Genomic DNA, 24,289 nt, shown 5'->3' on the forward strand with positions numbered 1-24,289 from the left:
GGGTCAATGCTTTGTGCTCGGCACCAGCCCGCCGCCCGTGTCGAACCTGGAGACTTTCAGACGGCGATTGTCCAAAATGAGGCACCGCCGGAAGTCCGCTCGCCGCGCCCATCTACGTTACACTCCCTACATCGGGACCCCTGTGGAGCCAGAACGCCAGAAAACCAATTGGGTCGCCATCGCCCTGGTCGTGGCCGCCATCGCCGCCATCAGCGCCGGCCACTACTTCACCCCGCCCAGCCAGTTGATGTGGCATGGAGTCTTCCAGCGCGCCTACTACCTGCCGGTCGTCTTCGCCGCCATCACCTTCGGCTGGATCGGCGGACTCGCCGCCGCCGCCACCGCGGGACTCGCCTACCTCCCGCACATCATGACCGCCTGGACCGGCATGCGCCACTACGAACTCGAGCAATACGTCGAGATCATCATGTTCTTCGCCGTCGGAGCCGTCACCGGCATCCTGGCCGACAAGGAACGCCATCGCCGCCTGCAACTCCAACAAACAGCTCAACAACTCAGCCACGTCTACCAGGAACTCCAGAGCACCTTTGAACAGGTAAAACGCGCTGATCGCCTCTCTGCCATCGGCCAGCTCGCAGCCGGCCTGGCCCACGAGATCCGCAACCCCCTCGCCAGCATCGACGGCGCCGCCGAAGTCCTGCTAGTGGGCGGCGAACCCGAAGAGGTTCGCCAGGAGACCCTTGGCATCATCCGCAAGGAATGCGCCCGCCTCAACCGCCTGCTCTCCAGCCTCCTCGACTTCGCCCGCCCCCGCCATCCGGAATGGCGCGAAGTGAACGTTGCCGGAGTTCTCGACAAAGTCCTTGAACTCGTCGCCCACTCCGCCAAGAATGGCATCCGGTTTGCCAAAGAGTTTCACGGCGGTCCGCCGCGTCTGGTCTGCGACGAGGAACAGTTGGCCCAAGTCCTTCTTAATCTCATCCTGAACGCCACCCAGGCCATGCCGAGGGGCGGGGAAGTGCGCGTCGACGTCGAATCCAGCCGCGAAAGCCTCGAGATCCGGGTCAAGGACCAAGGCGAAGGCGTGCCCGAGGAACTGCTCGACCGCATCTTCGATCCCTTCTTCACCACCAAGGACACCGGCACCGGCCTCGGCCTCTCCGTCGTCCACCAGATCGTCTCCCAGCACGGCGGCAAAGTGGCTGTCACCCGCAATCCCGATAGAGGACTGATGTTTACCCTTTCGTTCCCGCAGAAACAGGCCGTACAACCGTGACCGGCAAACGCATCCTGATTGTCGACGACGAGGAGAGCCTGCGGCGCGTCACCCAGCTCCGCCTGCAGCAGGCCGGCTACGAAGCCTCTACCGCCGCCGATGGCGATGAAGCCCTCGCCTTCCTCCAACGCCACCCTCAGGATCTGGTCCTGACCGACCTCCGCATGCCCGGCATGTCCGGTCTCGACCTGCTGAAGCGCATCCGTCAGGACTACCCCGAAATCATCGTCATCGTCGTCACCGCCTTCGGCACCATTGAGTCCGCCGTCGAAGCCATGAAACACGGAGCCTTCGACTACATCATCAAGCCGGTGAACTCCGACGCCCTCCGCATCATTCTCGCCCGAGCCCTGGAGCACCACGAACTCCGCCGCGAAGTGCAGTCCCTCCGCACCGCCATCGACCGCAAGTTCGGCTTCGAAAGCATCATCGGCCGCTCCAAAGCCCTGCTCTCCACCCTCGAGAACGCTGCTCGCGCCGCCCAAAGCGCCTCCACCGTCCTGGTCCGGGGCGAAACCGGCACAGGCAAGGAACTCCTGGCCAAGGCCATCCACTTCAACAGCCCGCGCCGCGACCGCCCCATGATCGTCATTAATTGCGGCGCCATCCCCAGGGAACTCCTGGAATCCGAGCTCTTCGGTCACACCCGCGGCTCCTTCACCGGAGCCGTCGTCGCCAAACAAGGCAAAATCGAGATGGCCGACCAGGGCACCCTCTTCCTGGACGAAATCGGGGAAATGCCGCTGGAGCTCCAGGTGAAGCTGCTGCGCCTCATCCAGGAACGCGAGATCGAAAAGATCGGCGCCACACAACCGGTGAAGGTCGATGTCCGCATCATCGCCGCCACTCATCGCAACCTGCAGGCCATGGTCGAAAACGGCACCTTCCGCGAAGACCTCTACTACCGCCTCGCCGTCATCCCGCTGGAACTCCCGCCCCTCCGTGAGCGCCCGGACGACGTGCCTGAACTGGTGGCCATGTTCTTCCACAAGTTCAAACAGCGCCTGGAGCGGCCCGATCTCATCCTGCCCCAAACCCTATTGCCCCACTTCTCCACTTACCGCTGGCCCGGCAACGTCCGCGAACTGGAGAACATCGTGGAGCGCCTGGTAGTCCTCTCCCCAGGTCCGGAAATCACGATCGCCGACCTCCCCGAAGACCTCCGCCGCCAGCGCGACCCCCTGGAAGCGATCCAGCTTGAACTCCCCCCGCAAGGCATCAGCCTCGAAGCGGTGGAGAAGGAGCTGGTTTTGCGGGCCCTCCAGAAGTGCAACTGGAACCAGACCAAGGCGGCGGACTACCTGGACATCAGCCGCAAAGTCCTGATCTATCGTATGGAGAAGTTCGGATTAAAGAAGGACTAGCCGGTCTTCCAGCCAATCAGCTCTGGATAGGAGGGCGGACCCCCAGGTCCGCAGGCGGTCCCCTGACCGCCCTTCTTCCCCAATCGAGGCCCCCCATCGTTGCGGAACCCCCCTGGATTCAGCTAGTCTAGTGTGTGGTGAGGTGCGAGAGTGGTTGAATCGGGCGGTCTCGAAAACCGTTGAACCTTTACGGGTTCCGTGGGTTCGAATCCCACCCTCACCGCCAGTTCCAAGGCGTTCGCGACAGGAACTGGCTCCGGCCGTTAGCTTCTCCAAACTAACCCTACTGTCGGCCACAGGTTTGTCCCAACTGCCAGCCACTGGCTCTCCTCCTACTTCATCGCGACATCCTGAATAATCTGATAACCCGGTCAGCGGGATCCCCGCGCCGCATAACCCTGCACGCCCTACACACCGGAGGGCCCGAGCCTTCGGCCGCATTGCCATGATGAGAACCCCCGGCATCCCTTAATAGCAGGTGGCGGTACTAAAGGAAATGCCGTCTCCCTTTAATTGCGCGTGGGTGAAGTCCAGCCAGGGATGCCCGTTAGGATCCCTTTCCCTATCACGCCTGGTCCGCTCGCTTCGACGCGGGCGGAATGCAATTGGCGATTGGTCTTCGGAGCCGGCGACGCCCAGCCAACGCCCCTGGATGTTCACATCGGCGTCCATCGGCGTCCATCGGCGGCCTGATTCGCAATTCGCGATTCGCGAATATAGATTGGATGGCATGGTGCTGAAGCCACAAGACGTGTATGTGGTGCTCAAGATCTTGGCATCCCGGGCGGATCGTGCGCCGTACTCCCAACTGGCCGCGGAGTTGGTCATGAGCCCATCTGAGGTGCACGCTTGCGTGCGCCGCTCGGAAGGTAGCCGCTTACTCCACGGGCCGCAAAGGAAGAATCGGCGGAACTTTGCCGCGCTCGAAGAGTTCCTCGTGCACGGGCTGAAGTATGTCTTTCCGCCCGAACGGGGCGAAGTCACCCGCGGGGTTCCCACCTCGTATGCCGCCGAGCCGCTTCGCGGCCTGATCACGCAAGGGGATGACCTGGTTCCCGTCTGGCCGTACGCGGAGGGCAAGCAGCGGGGCATCGCGTTTGAGCCGCTGTACAAGACTGCCCCTATCGCCGCTCTGCGCGACTCCTGTTTCTACGAGTATCTGGCCCTCGCCGACGCCTTGCGGGACGGCCGCGCCCGTGAGCGGAAGGCGGCCGAGGCGGGACTGTGCAGGCGTTTCAGGGAAGCAAATGAACGACTCAAATCGTGAGCAGTTAGTTGTCGCTGCACGGCTCCTGCGCCCGCTGCTTGGGGAACTCGTGTTTGTTGGCGGGACGGTCACCGGCCTCCTGATTACGGACCAGACCGCTGCCGGACCGCGAACAACATTCGATGTGGATGCGATCGCCGAGATCACCTCCTACGCGGAATAGGAAGCGTTTGGAGAGCGGCTGCGAGCTTTGCAATTCCATGAAGACGCCCGGGAAGGAGCGCCTCCGTGCAGGTGGGTCCAACACGAGACGACGCTCGATGTGTTGCCCCTTGACGAGAATATTCTCGGGCTCTCCAACCGCTGGTATCGATCTGCGATGGAACCTTTGGTCATTGAACGGTTGCCGGCGACCTCGAGATCCGCATTATCACAGGTCCGTATTTTCTCGCTACGAAGCTCGAAGCGTTCAAGGGCCGTGGGCAGGGCGACTTCTTCGGTAGTCACGATCTGGAGGACCTCATCTCAGTCGTGGATGGTCGCGCGGAACTTGTCGCGGAGGTCCAGGCGGGTGTCGCTGACCTCCGCGCCTACTTGCGCGCCGAGATCAGTGGCCTACTGAAGACGCCCGGATTTCTTGACGCACTGCCCGGATATCTCATTCCGGACGCGGCGAGTCAGGCTCGAATCGACCCCGTGCTCCGGCGCCTGGAAGCAATCGCATCGCAGTAGGCGCCTGGTCGGCTGTGGAACGGGCGACGCTTGGAATCACAGAATGGGTGCGGAATGACCGCTGGCGCCGCCTTCGGCGATCGCCAAGTCATTGAAAATGCGTGCGCTTGTCAGATTTTTGCCCATTCATGATGCGGGTATATATACCCGCATCATAGATGGGCGCGGTTTCGTGTAAAGAATCCCTCAATCCATTGTAAATAAGCCACTTACCTCCCTCTTCTTGAGCAAGCGTGAGAGATCCAATTGCTACAGGTATATATACCTGATCCAACCAATCATTCACCCGACCATCCACAGCACTGCCCCTCTCGCCCAGGAGCGGCATGACGACTCTCGCCAGGCGGTTCGATACGACCGTAACGACGTCCAATGAGGCAACGCATCTCCACGCGGGAGAGCCTTCCCCGTGTTGCAAGTCTTTCGCCTCGCCTTCGAGCGGGGACATCCCGCAACGCCATAGTGCCGGCCACTCGAAGGCCGGCTCGACACGGCCACGGGCTACCGGGTGAGCGCCCGAGACCGCTGCTTCATCGCTCCATTTTCGAAGTATGCGACCCCGGTAGTCGTGCTATTCGTGAATTCGGCCGCGAAGGCGCGTCCAATGTCATCCTGTTCGATCGTTCCGAACCGTCCCGGAATGAGGCGTCCCAGCCAGGCAACGTAGGCGGGCGTGTGCACGTTGCCGCCAATGATGCCGGGGCGGAAGATCGCGAGGCGCTTGAACCCGATCGCTGCGACCTTCTCCTCCTTCAGGCCCATGACGCGCACGTAGCGGATCCTGCTCTTCGAGTTGCTGCCCACTGCGGAGAGGAGCGCGAATCGCTCAATGCCGCCGTTGTGGCAGCCTCGGGCAAAGCCACCGGCGACCCCGAGTTCGAGGGCCTTCAACTCTTCCTCGGTCCACTGCGCACTGCCTTTGCCGACACCAACACAGGAGGCCCCATAGACTGGGTTGCCGAGCGCCCGCATACTCATCGCGAGTTTGGTCACTTCCGCTGGAAACCCGGCCGCTCCCGTGTCCAGAATCACCTGCCGCAAACGATCGCTCGCGGCCAGCGGCGTCGCCTTGCGGTTGACCATCACGACTTCAGCACACGACGGCAGGGCAACCAATGCCCGCACCACGGCGGCACCCACCTGCCCACTACCACCGATGATCAGGACGCGAAAGGCTGGCATGCTTCAAGCGTACAGGTGAATCGGCCGGACAAATTTCTCCCCCCGAACCCAAGGGTCATACATGACGACAGCGCCGCGCTCCCATAAGGTCGGATGAATCGGATGCCCTTCAGCCTGACCGGTCCCACCGCGAATCGCCTAAACCCGGCCTCCAAGTGGCGGAGGAATCACCCAGGAACTCAGCCCAGACGGCCCTCTCCTTTCCACGATTCCGCCGGTCCCCTCAACCATCGAACCCAGAACGGCGATCCCCGCCCGCCCTTCGGACAGAGCTCCGCGGCATATCCAGCAGATACTACAAGGGCGCCGGGCTGAGCCGTCTCACTGCACGATGCCCCTTCCGCAGGACGTTCCGGCTGGGGCATCCGGGTGCAACGGTGGCGGCGCGAATGCGGACCCTAGGGCCGGAGCCGCACTCGACCTGCACTTCTTCACCAGCCTCCATGGTGGGGCGGCTACCAGCTGAAGTTCAAGCTGATCGAGGAGGCCAAGTATGCACCCTGGGCAAGAACCTGGAGGCCGGAACCGTGGTATCGCCACCTTCGCTGACAGGACGGCGTAACGCCCAGAACGTGCACGGACTGCAAGCACCACCCAGGCATTGCCGAAAGACCGATGGACGCCCGTGGCCCTGCGCGCCGCGCGTGCTAACCGGAATTCCGGCGTGAGCGGGCAACCAGGTCTCGGGCTGCAGTGGGCCACTCCGGAAAAGCAAACGGAAATCCGGCGGCCAGCAGGCGGCCCGGCAGAACACGGCGGCTTTTCAGGATTAGCTCCGATTCGGTGCGCATCAGGAAAGCGCCGGCCTCAATGAGCCACTGCGGGTTGGGCAAGGCAAGCCGGGCGCCCCACGCTTCGCGCAAGGCTCGCAGGAAATCGGAATTGGGGAGCGGTTCCGGCGAAGAGACGTTCACAACGCCGCTCAACTCTTCACGTGCGATCAGGAACTCGATCGCCCGGACGAAGTCCGCTTCGTGAATCCAGGAAACAAACTGCGTCCCCGAGCCGTGTCTGCCGCCCACACCATGGCGGACGAGGCCCAGGAGAGTATCGAACACTCCTCCGCGGTCCGGGCTGAGGGTAAGGGCGCTGCGGATAGCGATCTTGCGCGTGAGCGGAGTCGGCGTCGAGAAGAACGCCTCTTCCCATCCTTTTGCAACTTGAATCGAAAAGTTCCACGTATCAGGAGCGCCCGGCTCGTTACCGCCCAACTCGCCGTCTGCTTCCGTCATCGCGCGATCCAGGGCGTGCCTGTAAATGGTCGCAGTGCTCGCGTTGATCCACAGCCGGGGCGGCTCAGCCAGAGAAGAGACGACCTGATTCAACAACCGGGTGCTGAGGATCCGCGACTCGTAAATATCAAGTCGATTTCGCGTGGTGTACCGGCAGTTTACGCTCCTTCCGGCGAGGTTGACGCACACATCGCTCCGTTCGAGGTCGGCTACCCAGTCGCCAGGGGTGACGCCGTCCCACGCGCGAACGCGCCACGGAGCTGGAGCAGGATTCCGGCTCAACACCGTGACGATGTGCCCGTGCGCGTGGAAATGACGAGCCAGCATCCGGCCTACTTGGCCGCTGCCGCCCGGAATGACGATTCTCATGCAGGCAGCAGCCTTTCCCAAGTGCCGGATTCCGCGAGTTCCTTCAGAACCGCATTCCTCTCTCGCAGCAGGCTTCGCATGTACCTGCGAAGCACCAGGATCTCGGCCACGCGCCCGATGACCGGCAGCGGAGCGGCGAAGCGGAATAGATCTTCCATCTCCGTCATGTCCGGAGAGGTCGCCCGGAAAATATGATCGTGCTGCATGGACTGAAAGGGGCCCTCGACCATGGTGTCTTGAAAGTACACGGGCCGATCCATCGCGGTGATCTCGCTCGTGAGCCGCTGCCAGACGGCAAAGTGCTTCGCGCGCCAGGTGACACGTTGTCCAAGGTCGACCAGCCCGGAATGGATGCCGCCCTCGGCAACGGCCGCCTCACCCCAATGAACATTTCCGGCGAGGTGTGCCTCGACGCTGCGCGCCAGGTCGAAGCAACGTGCGATGGGCGCCCGGATGACAGTAACTTCTCTTAGCGTGACCATAGCCGTACTTACACCGCAGCGCCCTTCACGATCTGGACTATCTCCAGCGCGGCTTTGCGTACGGGCCGCATCAGGGGCAGTGCTGAAACTCGAAGCAGCAAGGCAATGCTCCTCGCCGCGATCGCGAGAAGCCGATGGCTGTTCTCCTGGTTGGGTGACTCGTCGATGACCCAGAAGTAGATGGCCCCCATCTGAAAGAACCAGAGAACGTCGGGCAAGTGCGGTTCGAGGTCCTTCGGAATCCGCAGGCCGCAATCGACCACGATGCGGCGAAACCAGCCGATGTCGATGGCCCGGATCTCCCGGGTCTGCGCGCTGAAGGGCGACAGTGGATATCCGGGATCGGCGCCGTTTCGCAGCAGCGCGCGCATGATTCGTCTGTGAGGCGCAAAGTGAGCCCACTTCACTCGAATCAGTGCTAGTAAACGCTGTTCCAGTCCGCTGGCACCATCCAGGGCCGCCTCGATCTTGCGCTGCATTTCGTCCGAGGAACGCCGATAGAACTCCATCACGATCGCGTCCTTGGACGGGAAGTAGTAGTATGCGGCGCCGGTGGCTACGCCGGCCTCGTCCGCGATGTCTCGCATCGTGGCCGCCTCGAACCCGCGGTCATGGAACAGCTTCAGGGCGGCGCTCAGAATCCGCTGGCGCGTCTCTTCGCTCTTCGGCGTGGGTTTTACCTCGACCCGGTCTGGCATCGCGGAGCCGCCCCCTTCCTGAGCTGTTGCTCAATGTCCCGCTCGCTTCGAAGACGCAGCGCGCTGGAGAGTGCGAGACGGTTTCCTGAAACGGCGGCAAAAGCCTCCCGGGCCAGCAGCAATAGCGCCGGGCTGGTCAACCGGAAAGCAAGCTGGCGGTAGTCTCTCAACGCCCAAAGACAAACGATCCTGCCGCGATTCCCTAACCAGACTTCACCTGTATCCGCCACCACGGACAGCTCGCCCGGCGAGAGCTGCGGGAACGCGCGCTGAGCTTCCGCGGATCCGGCCGCCACGAACCTAAGTCCAATCAGGGGAACTTGCCGTCCGATCCAATCCTTCGCAAACGTGCAGAGACCGCAGGCCGCGTCGTAGACGATCGTGATGCTTGTGACAGGCGGCATTACGACTCCGAAGGGATGGATATCCGGGCGTCGGGCGGCATCGGCGGCCGCAGCTCCGCCTGCCCTCGCCGTCTCAGCCGGCTAAAGACATAGATATTGAGAAAGTGCATCGCGCCCAGCACGATCAGCACCAGGCCGAGTTTCTCGCACACGAGCTCCATCGCAGCCCTCGCATCCCCCACTTGGACTGTCGTGCGCAGAGCCAGCGCAACGTAGCCCACGTTGATGAGATAGAACCCGACAACCAGCAAATGGTTCACGGAATCGGCCAACTCGCGGTTGCCGTGGAATGCATCGATCAGGAAACTACCGCCACTCCGCCGCAGCGTCCGGGCCACCCAGACCGTCACGGCGAGGCTAATAGCCAGATAGGTGACGTAACAGACGACAATGTACATGCGCTCCCTCCTTTCGAAGGCATCACAAATGTTGAACGCGTTCAAATTGAAGGGTACTCCTCACGCTGGCTCGGGTCAAGAGAAATATGAACATGTTCAAAACCGCACTTGCCTGACGAAGACCACGGGCCGGATCTTCGGCTTGACATTTTGTTAGGAACCTAGCAATATTGTTAGGTGCCTAGCAAGTTTAAAGGGCAAGATTCGGTTGGAGCCTGGGCGAAGCGTTGCTATTTCGCGGGTCGAGCCGCGATGGAGGCTCTCCTCCAGCCGCACGGCCTCGGAGCCACTCAATGGTATGTGCTGTATCAACTGGCTCATGACGGGCCGACCATGCAGCGCGATCTGCTGCGTATGCTCCACATCGAGCGAGCGACGCTTAGCGCTGTTGTGGGATCGCTGGTCAGCAAAGGTCTTGTCGAGCAAGTGCCAGACCGCGTCGATCAGCGGCAGAAACTTCTCCAGTTGACTGCGGCTGGCAACAAGATGTGGGGTAGGTTGCCCGATCTAACGCTCATCCACAAGGTGGCATTCGATGGTATCGACGCCGCATCGATCGCCACCGCGATCAAGGTGCTCCAGACTGCTACCGAACGCCTTGAGAAGTTTTCACGAAATGGAGTGGACGTATGACAATCCTGGTAACTGGCGCGACCGGACTTGTGGGAGCGAGGCTCGTGCCACGTCTCGTCGAGGCCGGCATCGGCTGCCGCACCCTCATGCGCGGCGGAAAAGAAGCTCCCGCTGGAGCGACGGCCGTGGAGGGCGACCTTCTTGATCCTGCGTCGCTGGCACCAGCGGTCAAGGGCGTCTCGGCGATCATTCATCTTGCCGCACTTTTCCGCACGCCCGACACCGGCCTGATCTGGAAGACCAACCTCGAAGGTACGCGCAACCTCATCGTCGCTGCGCAGGAACATGCTCCCGGGGCACGCTTCATTATGGCGAGCACCACCAACGTCTATAACGTGGACAGCCCGCGCCCCAGCCGCGAGGATGACGCTGCGAATCCGGCAATGGCTTACCCGGCCAGCAAGATCGCGGCCGAGAACGAACTGCGTCAAAGCGGACTGAACTGGTCGATCCAGCGGTTCGGCTTCGTCTATGGCGACAAGGACGGACACCTGGAGTCGCTGCCAAACCTTGTGCGCAGGGCGGGATGGCATCCTGCCCAGAGGATGAGCATGGTCCACCATCGTGATATTGCCGTTGCGATGAAACTCGCACTCGCTGGGGCGATGGACGGGCGTATTGTCAATATCGTCGATGAGGCGCCAACCTCAATCTATGAGCTCAGCGAGTTGGTTGGCGAAAGAATGGAGCCGCTGAACGAGCCGCTGAAGAATCCATGGCACCTCCACGTCGATGGATCACTAGCTCGTCAGTTCGGATTCCAACCAACTGTGAGGACTGTTCATCAGGCCGCGCAGGAGAATCTGATGTGACGGGTCTTGATGCCTGATCCCCAGGCCACAACGCCAAATGGCCCACACTCGCATCCAGCTTGTGAGAAACCATGCGGACAGACAAAGTGTCGGACCGGAATGCCCGTTAGCCTGACTTTCTCTGCAGAGCCCCGGCCGATCTCAGCATCGCGCCCACACGGGTCATCTCCGAAAGCATCGCCCGGAAACGCTCGGCCCACGCCAACCCCGGCCTTCCAGAGGCAGCTCTTACCCAAGCGAATCCACGCCCGCTTACCCTACTTCTCCCCCATTTTCAGCGTTAAGCGATCTTCGATGCCCGCGGAAGTCACTATATTTTCCTTTTTGATTCAGCAACTTCCAAATCCCCGGTCCGGGAACCAGCCAATCCGTGTGCCATGATCAAGCAGTCTGTGGCGGAAGTCCCGCAAGCCGCGCGGCAAGCGCTTGCGAGCCCAGGGCGCGAAGATCCGGCCGAACTAGTGCCGGCCACTCGGAGGTCGGCTCGACACTGCCATGGGCCGCAACCCCTTACCGCCCTTTGTGTTCGCTCCGGCGCCGGTCTTCCACCTCCGAGAGGGAGGGTCGCTGGGAGGCAGCCGCAAGATCGCGTTGAGGTTGCATTTCGTGACCGGCGGCGGTGCAAACGCGGCTGCGCGACTTCCGCCACAGTTTGCTAGGCTCGACTGGCTTCGAACCCGGTCGAGCGGATCGGACAACCACTGCAGGCGTCCATCCGAAGTTCTTTGACAGCCGAACCGCATCCCGCTAATCGACGCCGATGCTCCAGTTCCTTTGTCCCAGGCTGGAGCGTCGGCATCGGAGCCCGCATTGCCGCCATTCCGGGTTGAACAAAGCCATTTTGGAATGCGCACCGAAAGCCGATCGGGCCGCCGTCTCGGCACTTTTGGCCAAACAAACCCACTTTCAATCGAAAACCACCAGCTCGGCAATAGAACAGACAAACCCATTCCGGCCTCGAACGTCCCCGGCCCCCACCGGTGCCAAGCCTTGAATCCAGCGCACGTGAGGGAACAAAGCCACTTTCGACCGGACCCCTGAAAACAAGCCCGGCACGATCCACCACCTGGAACGCCCATCCACCGGTTTTGAGCGAACAAACCCACTCGGACCTGGACCCCAGCCACCCGGTTCGCCCCATCGGCCTCCCTAATCCACTCTCGCTGAGCGAACAAAGCCACTTGCACCGGATCCCAACAACCCAGCCCGCCCCATCAGCCCCAGCCTCGCTCAATCCACAGCTTCTGAGTGAACAAAGCCATCTGGAACAGGGATTCTCGAAGCCAGCCTCCACAAACCGCACTCTCCTCCAGGCATTGCCGCACAAGCGCTAACTTGTTTCCGGGAATATCTCCGCCTGCGATTTGCGCCTGCCAGGGCTTCGGCTTGCAGTCTGTGGCGGAAGCCCGCGACTGAGCCAAGGTCCGCCGAACCCTGCAGCCAGGCCCGCCGGGCGTTCAGTCCCGGAGCGAAGCGACGGGCTCGCCCACGCACCCAATTCGTCCCCTCTCACTCCATCGGCAGCCGGAGAGCGTGCGGTTCGTCCAGGCGCGGACAAAACAAAGGGGGCACGATCTCAACGATCGATGCCCCCATTTCGAAGAAACAGAACTCAGCTGAGTCGACGCCGAGCCTACAGCTTCAACTCCCACCCCTTGCGAAGGAATGGCTGCAGATACTTGTTCGCTTCCGGACTGTTCGTAAACCGGCCCTTCTCCCCGTCATAATTCAACTTGCCGGGCACCCGCAGCGCAATCGCCCCCAGCGCCAGCCACTCAATGTACTTCGCCGCCACCGGGAACTGGGACACACCCGGAGCTCCGCCCTTACATGCGCGGATCCAATCCTGCTGATGGTTGATGCCCCGCTGCAGCATCTGCGGCGGCAGTTTGTACTCCGCCCAGCGCGACGCCGGCAGCAGCCACACACCCTCGCCGCGGGTCGTCGTGGCCATGTACCCCTTCGAGCCCACGAACACCGCTCCATTGCCCGGAGCCCGCATCTTCGCCTCCGCGGTCAGCGCGCCGCCCGGTCCACCCGGACCACCAGGTCCACCCGGCCCGCCCGGACGCGGACCCATGCCCGGAGGCCGCGGTCCACCCGGAGCGAACACACCCGGAGCCGGCTTTCCATCAATACCCAACCGGTCGCCAACCATCATCGTTCCGTCGCCCGTACTCAGGAAGGGCCGACCCTTTTCCGCCAGATTGTTCATCGATGGGAACAGCCGGTCTCCCTCAGCCATGCCCGGAGGATTCTCGAAATCGCCGCGCATATTCTGGTAGGCGTGGACCGTCACTGGCGGCATGTTCGCCCGGGCAGGGAACTCAAACACCAGGTGCGCCCGCAGCGGCCACAGCCACTCGCTCTTGCCCTCCACGAACACACACTCCACGCTCGTCGGCGAGGCCTTGTCCAACTGCAGCGCCAGGTGCGCCGGCCCCAGGTTGTGCACCAGCCAGTCGCCCAGCGAACCGCCCGTCGAGAAGTCCTGGAACGCCCGCCACTGGTTCGTCATCAGCGGATTGAAGTCCCGTGGCTTCGCCGGGCCGAGCCACAGATCCCAATCCAGCGTCCCGGGGACCTCTGTCTTTTCCGGACCCGTCTCGGGGATCTTCGGCTGCCCGCCGTAGATGCCGCCCGTCCACGCATGCAGTTCCTTCACCTCGCCGATATCGCCCGACCATAGGATCTCGCACGCCGTCTTCGTGGCTTCGTGATTGAAGCCCTGATTCCCCATCTGCGTGGCCACTTTGTACTTGGCGGCCGCTTCCACCAGCAGCCGCGTCTCGTGCACCGTGCGCGTCAGCGGCTTCTCGCAGTACACGTGCTTGCCGTGCTGCATCGCGGCCAGCGCGATGGGCGTGTGCATATGGTCCGGCGTCGCAACCATCACCGCGTCCACCGTCTTCTCGGTCTCCAGCAGCTTGCGGAAATCCTTGTACTTTGTCGCCTTCTCGTACGTCGTGAAGGCCTTCGCGGCCCGCTTCTCATCGACGTCGCAGAGCGCAACGACATTCTCCGTGGGCGTCACGCCCATCAGGATCTCCGGACCCCGGATGCCCACGCCAATCGCGGCGATGTTCAGCTTCTCGTTCGGCGATTTGTAGCCGGCAGCCCGCAGGGAAGCCACGCTTCCGAAGCCGCCTGTCGGAATTGCGCCGGCCAGAAGAGATCCATAAAAGAAGTAACGTCTCGAAAATCCGCCGTCTGGCATCATGGCCTCCTAATCGATATGAAGTGCGGCTGGTTGGCTCTAACAGGCGTCGCTGTCAGGAGGGTGCACCGGCCTGGAGTCTTCGGACACCGAAAGGCGCAGCACTCATCCGCTCGTTTCTGCTCGTTGATTCTATTGCGATTGCCTGCCGAGAGCAAGCAACCGGCCCCCACGGCGAAACCCGAGCACCTATCGAAAGGCCCGCGCCGCGAAGGGCGGACTCTTCCGCCCCACGCACCCAATCTTGTTCATCGGGATCTGATCCCTACTTCGTCATCGACGGCGGAGCCGCTTCCACCGCCGAAGCAAACTGCTTGTTCGGCTCGGCGCCCATTCGGAACACGATCTTCCCTCCATCCGCGATCGCCGAATGCGGGAACCACGCCTTTTCATACGGCTTGCCATTCAGGGTCACCGACTGGATGTACTTGTCATCCGCCGACTTCCTGACAGCCTCCACCACCAGTTTTCGGCCCGCGCCCATGTCGATCGTCGCCCGGTCAAACAGCGGCGTCCCGAAGACATAGTTCGCACTCGCCGGATCCACGGCATAGAAGCCCAGCGCGCTGATCACATACCACGCCGACATTTGGCCGCAATCTTCATTGCCCGACACTCCATCGTCCGGCGTGTTGCCATACAGATGATCCAGCAGATACCGCACGCGCTCCTGCGTCTTGTACGGCGCTCCGCCATAGGAATACAGGTAGGCGATGTGATGGCTCGGCTCGTTGCCGTGCGCATACTGCCCCACCAGTCCCGTCATGTCGGCCACCTTTTCCCCCACCGTCTCCGTCGACTGTGCGAACAGCGCATCCAGCTTGTCGATAAATGCCTGCCTGCCGCCCAACAGGTTGATGTAGCCCTTCGGATCCTGCTGTGCCCCCCACGTTGCCTGCCACGAGTTCGCTTCCGTGTAGTCGCGCCACTTCTTCGAAACACCGGTCGTCTTTGGATCGAACGGACCCGCCCACTCGCCATTCTCCAGCCGCGGCCGGACAAAGCCTGTCGACTTGTCCCATAAATTGCGATAGTTCCCCGCCTGGCCCAGCAACTTCTCGTACTCGCCCATCTTCCCGAGTTCGCGCGCGATCTGCGCCACGGACCACGCGTCGTAACTATACTCCAGCGTCTTCGTGGCCGACTCCTCTTCCTTATCGCTCGGAATGTAGCCCAGCTTACGGTAGTAACCCAGCCCGCGGTAATCGTCTACCATCGCCCGCTGGTACAACTTCGCGTAGGCCCGCTCGTAGTCGACACCCTGGATGCCCTTCATCATCGCCTCGGCGATGACCGGAGCTGAATGGTAGCCAGTCATGCAGAATGTCTCCCGCCCCTGCAGCGGCCAGATCGGGACACCCGCCGGACTCTCTTCGCCCATCCGGATCAGGCAGTTCAACAGGCCCGGCAGCCGGTCCTGCTGCATCAGCGTGTACAGCGGATGCAGCGCGCGGTACGTGTCCCACAGCGAGAACGTGCTGTAGTTGTGCTCTCCGGCCTTCATCGTGTGGACCGCATTGTCCATGCCCCGATACTGCCCGTCGACATCGTCAAACAGCGTCGGCGCCAGCATCGTGTGATACAGCGCGGTGTAGAAGACCTGCGCCCGCTTCTCGTCCTTGGTTTCGATGGCCGCCCGCGAAAGCTCCTTCCTCCAGCTCTCCTTTGCCTTGGCCTCGACCTTGGCGAAATCCCAGTCCGGAATCTCCGTCTCCAGGTTCTTCATCGCTCCTTCGACACTCACCGCCGAAAGCCCCACCTTTACCTGGATCACTTCGCCGGCCGTCGTCTTGAAATGCACCAGCGCCTTGACACTCCTGCCCTTGGCCTCACGCAACGCCGCGTCCAAGGTCTTGCCATCGGCGACGATCTCGGACCGCCCGAACGGCTTCGAGAACTTCATCGCGAAATAGATGTATCGGCCCTTGGCCCACCCATTCACGCGCCGCCCGCCGGTCACCGTCGAATCGCCCACAAACTTCAATTCCGCTTCTGTGACCCTCTGCGGTCCGCCGTTGGCGTGCGCCAGATCCACAATGAAATGGCTCGAGTCGCTGGCCGGGAACGTGTACTTGTGGAACCCGGCGCGCTCAGTGGCGGTGAGCTCCGCCTTGATGTTGTAGTCCTTCAGCAGCACCGAATAGTAGCCGGGCACCGCGGTCTCGTCCTGATGGGAGAACCGGGACCGGTAGCCCTGCTCCGGATTCTCGCGCGTGCCCGGCTCAGTCTTTGCCGGACCGGTACCCGGCATCACCAGCACATCCAGCAGGTCGCCCACGCCGGTGCCGCTCAGGTGCGTGTGGCTGAAGCCCATGATCGACGAATCGGAATAGTGATAGCCCGAGCACCAGTCCCAACCGCTGTCAAAGGTGTCGGGACTCAGTTGCACCATGCCGTGGGGCAGCGTCGCGCCGGGGTATGTGTGGCCGTGCCCGCCCGTGCCGATGAAGACGTTGACGTGGCGGCTGGGATCTCCCGCGGCGAAGAGTGTTATGGACGAAAGCAGTAAAACAGGTATGAAACGATCAAACATCACTGAGTAAAACCTCACTTTGAGTGTATGCCCGCGCCACCCGCCGCGCCGCATGGGGTTCTTCCGCCGTTCAATCGCTGTAGAATGGCCCTCGGTCATTCCTGGCCGCGACGAGAGGATCTTTGTATGCTCCGATTGTTCAAACCCGCCCTGCTGGCGGCTGCGCTGATCTGTTGCGCTGTTGCCGCGCCCATGCCGCAGATCGTCAAACAGGGGCGCAAGTTCACGCTCCTGGTGGACGGCAAGCCCTTCATCCTCCTGGGCGGCCAGGTGAACAACTCCACCGGGTGGCCATCTCGCATGCAGGAGATCTGGCCTGTCTACAAGGCCCTCCACGCCAACACGGCCGAGATCCCGGTCTACTGGGAGATCGTCGAGCCCAAGCCCAACGAGTTCCACTTCGAAGCCGTCGATCAGATCATCCGTGACGCCCGCGCCCAGAACCTGCGTCTCGTCCTGCTCTGGTTCGCCACCTGGAAGAACGGCGTCATGGACTACGCGCCCGGGTGGGTAAAGGCCGACACCGCCAAGTACCCCCGCATGATTGATTCGGGCGGCAAACCCGTCCGCGTCCTCTCACCCCACAGCGAGGCAACCATGCACGCGGATCGCAACGCCTTCGCCGCCTTCATGCGCCACCTCAAGGAAGTGGATGGCGACGCACACACCGTCATCATGGTGCAGGTCGAGAATGAACCCGGCTCCCTCTTTACTGACCGCGATCACGCCCCCGCTTCCAACAAGCTCTTTGAAGGACCCGTACCCGCCGCGCTGACCACCGCCCTCAAGAAGAACGCCGGCACCTGGACCCAGGTCTTCGGTCCGGAGGCCGACGAAGCCTTCGCCGCCTGGCATGTCGCGAAGTACGTGAACGAAGTCGCCGCAGGCGGCCGGAAGGAGTACGGCCTCCCGCTCTACGTCAATGTCTGGCTGCGCGAGCGCAAGAACTTCATGCGCCCCGGCGAGGCCTACCCCAGCGGCGGAGCCACCTCCAACGTGCTCGACATCTGGAAGGTAGCGACCCCTTCCATCGACGTGATTGCGCCCGACATCTACGTGATGGACTACGCCGGCTACCGCGCCGTCTGCGAGAGCTACGGCCGGCCCGACAACGCCCTGCTCATCCCGGAAACAGGGGGCTTCGGAGCCTTCGCCCGCTATATGTTCTACGCCCTGGCCGACTACGACGCCCTGGGCTTCGCCCCCTTCGGCATCGATCGCATCGGCGCGGGCACTGTCCCGGACGGCGTCCCCGGAGTCAGCGCCGGCACCAGCATCGCCGATCTCGTCCGCCCCATGATGGACAACTACCGCCTGCTCGGCCCCGCTCTCGACCAGATCGCCGCCTGGCAGGGCACCGGCAAACTCCACTCCGCCGTGGAAGAAGATCAGATCACTGAGCGCCTGCTCACCTTCACAGACTATGAGGTGCTCGCCCAGTTCGGCAGGCCCGAGGTCAGCTATGGCGGCACCTTTGCGTCGGGGACGGCCCGCAAAACCGGCCGTGCGATGGTCTCCGAGATCGCACCGGATGAGTTCGTGATCCTCGGTTTCGACACCACGATCCGCTTCGAACCCCGCCGCGGCTCCAAGCTCAAGAGCGCCCAATTCCTCTGGGTAGAAGAGGGCAAGTTCGAGAATGGCGAATGGAAGGCCGCCCGCCGGCTCAACGGCGACGAGACCTTCTTCCGCCTGACACTACCCTCGCAGGGGGCAATCCTGCGAGCGAAGCTGATGTCTTATTGACCGGCTCAGTGCTGCCGCACGAACGCGATGACTTCGGCCAGTCCTGGTTCATCTCCGTATACACGCAGATGGGATTCCAGCATGTCCTTGTAGCCCATGCCGTCGGGCGTGCGGTACTGTTTCCAGTCCGCGCCTCGCTCCAGTAGCATCAGTGCCGCCTTCCAGTTCGAGGAAGTCGACGCCGCGAACACCACGCTGTTCCCCTGCGAGTCGCGAGCCTTGATATCCGCGCCGTGATCCAGCACCATCTGCAAGATCTCCGGAGGCACCGTCCGGCCCGCCGCTCCATAGAAGACCGGCGTACCGAAGGAATCCTTGGTATTCGGCTTGGCGCCGGCTGCCAGCAGCAATTGGACCGGTTCCGGCCCTGTCTTCCCGCTGAGCTGAATCGCCAGACTCAGCGGTAGCTCATCGCCAGACCCGAGGTTTGGATCGGCCCCTGCCTTCATCAGCGCCCGCAGCACCTCCAGATGGTCCGGAGTGGCGCGCAATTGCCGGAAGGCCAGCATCAGCAGAGTGGTGTCCGCAAAACCGCGGCTGTTCACATCGACTTTGGGCGCCAGCGACGCCACCGTAGCGGCATCGTTCTGCGAGATAGCAGTGGCGATATCACGGACGGGTCCTGAGCGGAAGAACGTCAGGTTGCCCTGCGAGTCGCTGTTCAGCCGCACCTGCGCCTCGGTGTAGCCCTTCAGCAGGACGAGAATCAACACCGGCGACAGCGCCAGCAGGAACCCGGTCCCGCGCAGCAACCGCGACGAAGTCCCGTGAAACAGGAAGATCGACAGCGCCAGCACCAGCCCGGGGACCAGCAGCATAACCCCGGCCACGCTGATCGAACTCGTCTTCGAACTTGTGGCCGCGGCCAGTCCGAGCACAAACATCAGGAAGATCCCTGCCATGTCGCAGAGAACAATGAGCCAGAACAGAAGTTTCATGGGTGCTTCACCGCCACAGAGTCATCGCAACTCGGTAAATTGTACCCTGGTGCTCCGGGTCAGCCTGAATCACCGCATGAACACTGGCCGGAAAGAGTGCGGCGCCGTGGACATCCCGCAGTTCAAAGTCGCGCTCGCCCGGGACAATCTCATAGCCAAACCACGCCCGCAGCAGCGGTGCCGTCTCCGCGCGGTGATCGGAACACAGCCGCAGAAAGTCGTAGTAGCTGATCTCGTAGCCGGTTTTCAAAGTGGAAGCCCCAGAGGTACTAGCGTTCCAGTATAAGCCCTGATCCGCCCCGCAGATGTGGCCTCGCAAACTCAACCGTTTCGCGCAGCGGCTTCATGCCCGCCTCTGTGAGCTTGGCCCCGTCTTGCCGCGTCCGTGTGGCGAACTCCAGCCAGCCCTCGTTGCTCCAGTTCGAATGCCAGTAGCGGCGTGCGAGCGTGCAACTGCCATCCAGCCCGCGTTCGTCACCGCCGTGCCCGGTTGGCCCGGATCGACGACATAGACCTTCACTTCCTTGATGGTGAGATCGGGCAGGTCGCCTGTCTTCAGTCCGACCGCTTGCGCGGCCGCTCCGCCCGGATTCAACCGGGCTCCCGCGCCCATCGCCAGCATGTTCCGGCGACGGACGCGTCTGTCATCATGGCGCCTCCCGCCCTACTTCACGGTCACGTCCCACACCTTGGCACGGCGCGACTTTCCGGCGGGTCCCTCAACGTACAGGGTGACAACGTACTGCCCTGCCTTCTCGTACGCGTGGATCGGATGCTGCTCCGTCGATTCTGTGCCGTCGCCGAAATCCCACTTCCAAGACGTCACCTGGCCCACAGTCCGATCCGTGAACGCGATCAGACGGCGGTCCATGTCCGCCACCACGAAGGACCATTGGGCTTCGAGCTTCTTTCTCAAATTGGGCTCCAACGGCATCAGGCGGAACGCGACCAGGTCAGACGCGTTGCCGTACATCGTCTGCTTGTGGGAGAGGTTCCAGAAGCCCGTGTGCGTCTTGGCGTTGACGTCGTCGTAGTCCAAGATCGACCACGAGAGCCCGATGATCTTGTTCTCCCAGAGCTTCGACTCGACCGACCGGTCCGGCCCGTCGCAGCTCGCATAGTCGAACGGTGTAATCCAGAACTCCAGCGTTAGGCGGCCCGCCTCACCCGGCTTGAAGTTGTACTTGTACGCCGCATTCATATACGGCAGTTCCTTGATCCACGGCTGGCAGCCCCACGCCAGTGCCCAGTCCTTGCCCTCCGCCGGCGTGAAGATGTGATAGTTCTGCGCATGCACGCCATGCATGGAGAAATGCGCGTCCCAGCGCGGAATGTCTTTGTTCGGGTGCATCTGGGCGATCAGCGGGCCGCCGGACAGGTCGCCGTCCACCACCACTTCGAAGATGTCGTTGTGCAGGTCGTTGCGCGAGAAGTCCCAGTAGTTGTCGTACGCCTCATAGAGGAAGTAGAGGCGGTTTATGCCCTTCACCCAGCCCACCTTCACACGCACATCGAGATCCTTGCGGTCGATGTTCGTGCCTCGGCCATGGACTGTATCCATCAACTGGTCCGTCCCGATCATGTAGCTCTCCGGCACCATTGACCAGTCATCCGTGTTGCCGTCCACTCGGGGGATCTGGTCTGCAGGGAACTGGAAGATCTGGAAGGTGACGCCAGGGCGGGCCAGCGACTGCGGTTGCGCGTGCAGCAGCGCGGCCAGCACGGGCAGCAGCAGTACGCGGAGGGCGGGATGGGAACTCATGACTCTCCATCTAATGCGAACGCGCGCTGCTCAGCAACCCCCTCGTGCTACTTTGAAACCACCTGACGCTTCAGAAGGACCCAGCCCATGCGCTTCATTGACCGCGAGGAAGTTGCCCGCCGTCTCACCTATCCGCGCTGCATCCCCATCGTGCGGGACGCGATGATCGCGTTCTCGAAGGGCGAGACCATCCAGCACCTGCGCTCCATCCTGACCCTTTCACCGGGCCGCCTGTTCGGCATCATGCCCGGGGCGCTGGGTACGGATGTTCCCTTCGGCGCGAAGCTGATCAGCGTCTTCCACGGCAACGCCGCGCTCGGCCGGCAGTCGCATCAGGGTGTGGTCGTCTTGTTCGATCCCCTCACCGGAGAGCCCGTCTGCGTGGTCCATGCAGGCGAACTCACGGCCATCCGGACAGCCGCGGCCAGCGCGGTGGCCACTGATGCCCTCGCCCGTCCCGATGCCGCCCGCCTCGCCATACTGGGCTCCGGCGAACAGGCCGGAACGCACATCCAGGCCATCGCCCAGGTCAGAAAGTTGGAGTCGATCCGCATCTGGGGCAGATCCCCGGCACGGGCCGCTGCCCTGGCGGAGCGGACGGAAGCCGCCTGCCCGGTGCTGCCGGCTGCCTCTGTGGAAGAGGCCGTCGCGGACGCCGACATCGTCTGTACCGTCACCTCTTCGGCCGAGCCCATACTGCAGGGCCGGTGCCTGAAGCCGGGCACACACGTGAACGTCGTGGGCTCCAGCCATGCGGGTCCGGTGGAGGTCGACAACGACCTGGTGGTGCGGTCCCGGTTCATCGCGGACAGCCGCGAGGGCGTACTGCTGCAGGGCGCCGAGTTCCTGCGGGCCAAGCAGGCCGGCCTGATCGGAGACGATCACCTCGTGGGCGAGATCGGCCAGGTCCTGGCCGGCACGATTCCCGGTCGCCAGTCGCAGGACCAGATCACCGTCTACAAATCACTGGGTCACGTCGTGCAGGACTTGGCCACGGCGTGGGCCCTGTACACCCAGCCGGACGAGCAACGGATCAACCCTTGAGCAGTTTCGTCACGTAGGCAGGGGTCAACGGAATGCGTCGTGGGTGCACCCCCGTGGCGTCGAAAAACGCAGCCGCCACCGCCGGAGCGCAGATGCCGTTGGCGGCCTCTCCACCTGTACCGAACCCCTGGTCATCGCGCGAAACCTGGACAGTCCGGATCTCAGGCATCTCAGCCATCGTCAGGATTTTGTACTTGCTCCAGTCCGTGCTGGTGACCCGTTCCTTGTCGAAGGTCACCTCCTCCTTCAACGTCTCGCTGAGTCCCATGACCAGTCCGCTCTTCATGCAGCGGTCGAGCTGGCGCGGGTTGATGATCTTGCCGCACTCCAGGCCGATCGTGAATTTTGTGACCTGCACCACCCCCGTTGCCGGCGTCACGGCGATCTCGGCGATCCCCACCCAGTAGGCGTTGGAGCGCTTCATGATATTGACCCCTCGACCTGTCAGCGTGCCTGGCCCGTCTCTTCGCGCCTCCGGCTTAGGTGAGGGTCGCGGGGTCCATCCGGCCGCCTTCGCGGTCGCCTTCAGGATGTCGATCAGCCTCTGGTCCGTCGTATGGTCGAGCCGGTATTGAATGGGATCGGCGGCGGCCGTTGCGGCAGCTTCGTTGATGAGTCCCTCCAGGACGAAGTTCTGCTGGCGCTGCCCCGGCGTACGCATAATATTGCCGCGCAGGCCGCCGGCGGGCGTTTCCCCAGCCAGGTTGCCCATGCCGAAGCCGCGCTCACAGAAGTTCGGAATGCGGTCATAGGCCCACTCCAGCGCGAGGAAATTGGAGGACTTCGAGGTGCTGCAGGGCAGGCCGGCCAGGATCGCGCCCAGCAGCCGCGCGTCCATCTGCTTCGGCATGTAGGAGTCGAGCTGAAGCGCGGCTATGCGGCCGCTGGCGTCGAGGCCAGCCTTGATATCCGCGACCCAGCCGGGGGATACAGTGGACCATGCGAGGTCCTCCTGCAGGGTCCACTGGACGCGCACGGGCTTGCCGGTCATCTGTGAAAGGACCACCGCGTCCGCCTCGGCTCCATCGCCGCCAAAGGTAGTGCGGCCATACTGCCCGGCCTGATCCAGCCAGCGGACCACGACCTTCTCCACAGGGACGCCAAATGTGTGTGCGAGCTGTGCCCGCAGGCCCTGGGAGTGCGAGGAGTGGGTCCACACAGTGACCGCGCCGTCGGGCTTTACCTCAGCAACTGCGACAAACGGACCCATGGGGGCGTGGCGCACATACGGCTGCTCGTAACTCGCCGAGATGGTCCGGGCCGCGCCTGCCAGCGAAGCGGTGACGGTTTCGGCTTTGCCATGAGCCTCACTGGGCGCGCCCCAGTTGACTGCTCGCAGGGCAGCCGTCAGATTCTCGCTTCCGGGGAGGCCGGCCCACGCCGTCCATTGGGTTGTGTTCGCAACGGCCCGCGCGGCGCCGATCGCTTCCCACTCGTCGGGTGAGACGACCGCCACGAGGTTGTTCTTGCGGACGACCTGCGCGGTGGGAAAGCGCTTCTTGTCCAGCGTCCCCAGCGCGAGCAAGGTGGAGCCAAGCGTCGCGGGCCGGATCATGCGGGCGTGCAGCATGCCCGGCAGCCTGACGTCACAGCTCCACTGCGTCCGGCCCGTCACCTTGTCCGGAATGCCTGGCATCGGATACGACTTGCCCACCACGCGGTACTGGCCAATGGGCCTCATGGGCGGGTCGCCGGCGACGACGTAGCCATCGAGCCCGGCCAGGCCGTTGCCCGTCGTCGCATCGACGCGGGCCGGCGTACCCGAGATCGGAATCTTCAGGTCCAGCTGCTGGCCCTGCACGAGCTGACCGTAGCTGATACTCTTGCCGCCGCCGGAGACGCTTCCATCCGTGACGCTGAGCTCCGCGGCCGGCACTGCGAGGCGGGCAGCGGCCAGGCCGAGCAGCGCCTGATGCGTATACGCGCCGACCTTCCGAAAGTTCATCGCCCCTGTGAGGAAGCCCGCCGAATAGCCCCCATCCGGCGTACGATCCGTATCTCCGAGGATCAGCGTGATCGTCTCGGGCCGGACGCACAGCTCCTCGGCGAGCGTCTGGGCGTAGAAAGCGCTCATCCCGGTGCCGGTCTCTGTGCGGCCGGTGCGAGCCACGATTGTGTTGTCGGCACGGATCTCCAGCCACGAGGGGAGTCGCGTGGGATCGAGTGCGCTGACGGCCGCGGCAGGCCTGTCCGGCTGCTGTGCCGGCAGCGCCAGCGAGACAAAGAGCGCGCCGCCCGCCTGCACGAGACTGCGCCGCGTGAGGGTGGAACTGATGGGGACTGCTGTGCGGGGCCGCAT

General features: G+C 62.9%; 21 protein-coding genes and 1 tRNA gene. 9 read left to right on the top strand and 13 right to left on the bottom strand.

The genetic code is table 11. The features are described 5' to 3' along the window. Window positions 1-142: 142 nt before the first annotated feature. The 5 genes from IRI77_RS33685 (at window position 143) to IRI77_RS33705 (ending at window position 4,031) form a co-directional block, all read left to right on the top strand. Complete coding sequence (locus IRI77_RS33685; RefSeq protein ID WP_194449319.1) at window positions 143-1,237, top strand: two-component system sensor histidine kinase NtrB; 1,095 nt, start codon at window positions 143-145, stop codon at window positions 1,235-1,237. Further along, window positions 1,234-2,601, top strand: coding sequence for a sigma-54-dependent transcriptional regulator (locus IRI77_RS33690; RefSeq protein WP_194449320.1), 1,368 nt, complete (start codon window positions 1,234-1,236; stop codon window positions 2,599-2,601). The genes IRI77_RS33685 and IRI77_RS33690 overlap by 4 nt, the downstream gene beginning before the upstream one ends. Before the next feature lie 136 nt (window positions 2,602-2,737). Next, window positions 2,738-2,827 (top strand) — tRNA-Ser (locus IRI77_RS33695). Window positions 2,828-3,253: 426 nt separating this feature from the next. Then, window positions 3,254-3,868, top strand: coding sequence for a hypothetical protein (locus tag IRI77_RS33700; protein ID WP_228486454.1), 615 nt, complete (start codon window positions 3,254-3,256; stop codon window positions 3,866-3,868). Continuing rightward, on the top strand, window positions 3,849-4,031 hold the full coding sequence (locus IRI77_RS33705; RefSeq protein WP_194449321.1) for a hypothetical protein: 183 nt from the start codon (window positions 3,849-3,851) through the stop codon (window positions 4,029-4,031). The genes IRI77_RS33700 and IRI77_RS33705 overlap by 20 nt, the downstream gene beginning before the upstream one ends. 1,010 nt (window positions 4,032-5,041) lie before the next feature. Here IRI77_RS33705 and IRI77_RS33710 read toward each other — a convergent pair. The 6 genes from IRI77_RS33710 to IRI77_RS33735 form a co-directional block, all read right to left on the bottom strand. Next, window positions 5,042-5,722, bottom strand: coding sequence for a Rossmann-fold NAD(P)-binding domain-containing protein (locus tag IRI77_RS33710; protein WP_194449322.1), 681 nt, complete (start codon window positions 5,720-5,722; stop codon window positions 5,042-5,044). A gap of 647 nt (window positions 5,723-6,369) precedes the next feature. Further along, the gene (locus tag IRI77_RS33715) at window positions 6,370-7,323 is read right to left on the bottom strand and encodes a TIGR01777 family oxidoreductase (protein WP_194449323.1); all 954 of its coding nucleotides are present in this window, start codon (window positions 7,321-7,323) and stop codon (window positions 6,370-6,372) included. After that, window positions 7,320-7,805 (bottom strand): SRPBCC family protein, encoded by a 486-nt coding sequence (locus IRI77_RS33720; RefSeq protein ID WP_194449324.1) that lies wholly within the window; start codon window positions 7,803-7,805, stop codon window positions 7,320-7,322. Before IRI77_RS33720 ends, IRI77_RS33715 begins: the two co-directional genes overlap by 4 nt. Before the next feature lie 8 nt (window positions 7,806-7,813). Then, window positions 7,814-8,503 (bottom strand): TetR/AcrR family transcriptional regulator, encoded by a 690-nt coding sequence (locus IRI77_RS33725; RefSeq protein WP_194449325.1) that lies wholly within the window; start codon window positions 8,501-8,503, stop codon window positions 7,814-7,816. Further along, window positions 8,482-8,907 carry a DCC1-like thiol-disulfide oxidoreductase family protein gene (locus IRI77_RS33730; protein WP_194449326.1) on the bottom strand — a complete coding sequence of 142 codons (426 nt, stop codon included), beginning with the start codon at window positions 8,905-8,907 and terminating at the stop codon, window positions 8,482-8,484. Before IRI77_RS33730 ends, IRI77_RS33725 begins: the two co-directional genes overlap by 22 nt. Further along, window positions 8,907-9,305, bottom strand: a complete 399-nt coding sequence (locus IRI77_RS33735; protein ID WP_194449327.1) for a hypothetical protein — start codon at window positions 9,303-9,305, stop codon at window positions 8,907-8,909. The genes IRI77_RS33730 and IRI77_RS33735 overlap by 1 nt, the downstream gene beginning before the upstream one ends. 252 nt (window positions 9,306-9,557) lie before the next feature. Here IRI77_RS33735 and IRI77_RS33740 point away from each other — a divergent pair, with 252 nt between their 5' ends. Both IRI77_RS33740 and IRI77_RS33745 read left to right on the top strand, forming a co-directional pair. After that, the gene (locus tag IRI77_RS33740) at window positions 9,558-9,938 is read left to right on the top strand and encodes a MarR family winged helix-turn-helix transcriptional regulator (RefSeq protein ID WP_194449328.1); all 381 of its coding nucleotides are present in this window, start codon (window positions 9,558-9,560) and stop codon (window positions 9,936-9,938) included. Beyond that, window positions 9,935-10,750, top strand: a complete 816-nt coding sequence (locus tag IRI77_RS33745) for an NAD-dependent epimerase/dehydratase family protein (RefSeq protein ID WP_194449329.1) — start codon at window positions 9,935-9,937, stop codon at window positions 10,748-10,750. The genes IRI77_RS33740 and IRI77_RS33745 overlap by 4 nt, the downstream gene beginning before the upstream one ends. Before the next feature lie 1,633 nt (window positions 10,751-12,383). On the opposite strand, the gene IRI77_RS33750 is transcribed toward IRI77_RS33745, so the two are convergent. Then, a complete protein-coding gene (locus tag IRI77_RS33750) occupies window positions 12,384-13,970 on the bottom strand; it encodes a Gfo/Idh/MocA family protein (protein ID WP_228486455.1) in 1,587 nt (528 codons plus the stop codon). A 262-nt stretch (window positions 13,971-14,232) separates the two neighbouring features. Further along, window positions 14,233-16,500: a GH92 family glycosyl hydrolase gene (locus IRI77_RS33755; RefSeq protein WP_194449330.1), complete on the bottom strand. Its 2,268-nt coding sequence runs from the start codon at window positions 16,498-16,500 to the stop codon at window positions 14,233-14,235. 126 nt (window positions 16,501-16,626) lie between these two features. Between IRI77_RS33755 and IRI77_RS33760 the strand changes: the two genes are divergently transcribed. Next, a complete protein-coding gene (locus tag IRI77_RS33760) occupies window positions 16,627-18,246 on the top strand; it encodes a GH35 family beta-galactosidase (RefSeq protein WP_194449331.1) in 1,620 nt (539 codons plus the stop codon). A 5-nt stretch (window positions 18,247-18,251) separates the two neighbouring features. Here the strand turns inward: IRI77_RS33760 and IRI77_RS33765 are convergent, their stop codons facing one another. From IRI77_RS33765 to IRI77_RS33780, 4 genes are all read right to left on the bottom strand, one after another. Beyond that, window positions 18,252-19,184 carry an ankyrin repeat domain-containing protein gene (locus IRI77_RS33765; protein WP_194449332.1) on the bottom strand — a complete coding sequence of 311 codons (933 nt, stop codon included), beginning with the start codon at window positions 19,182-19,184 and terminating at the stop codon, window positions 18,252-18,254. Between the two features lie 7 nt (window positions 19,185-19,191). After that, entirely contained in the window at window positions 19,192-19,434 is a 243-nt protein-coding gene (locus IRI77_RS33770) for a hypothetical protein (protein WP_194449333.1), read from the bottom strand. 93 nt (window positions 19,435-19,527) lie between these two features. Next, entirely contained in the window at window positions 19,528-19,797 is a 270-nt protein-coding gene (locus IRI77_RS33775) for a hypothetical protein (RefSeq protein WP_194449334.1), read from the bottom strand. A gap of 51 nt (window positions 19,798-19,848) precedes the next feature. Next, window positions 19,849-20,946 carry a PKD domain-containing protein gene (locus tag IRI77_RS33780; protein WP_194449335.1) on the bottom strand — a complete coding sequence of 366 codons (1,098 nt, stop codon included), beginning with the start codon at window positions 20,944-20,946 and terminating at the stop codon, window positions 19,849-19,851. A gap of 87 nt (window positions 20,947-21,033) precedes the next feature. Between IRI77_RS33780 and IRI77_RS33785 the strand changes: the two genes are divergently transcribed. After that, window positions 21,034-21,990 (top strand): ornithine cyclodeaminase family protein, encoded by a 957-nt coding sequence (locus IRI77_RS33785; RefSeq protein WP_194449336.1) that lies wholly within the window; start codon window positions 21,034-21,036, stop codon window positions 21,988-21,990. Here IRI77_RS33785 and IRI77_RS33790 read toward each other — a convergent pair. Next, the gene (locus tag IRI77_RS33790; RefSeq protein ID WP_194449337.1) at window positions 21,980-24,289 is read right to left on the bottom strand and encodes a xanthine dehydrogenase family protein molybdopterin-binding subunit; all 2,310 of its coding nucleotides are present in this window, start codon (window positions 24,287-24,289) and stop codon (window positions 21,980-21,982) included. The two genes, IRI77_RS33785 and IRI77_RS33790, sit on opposite strands and share 11 nt — an antisense overlap.

Origin of the sequence: Paludibaculum fermentans (assembly GCF_015277775.1) — a bacterium.
Lineage (GTDB): Bacteria > Acidobacteriota > Terriglobia > Bryobacterales > Bryobacteraceae > Paludibaculum > Paludibaculum fermentans.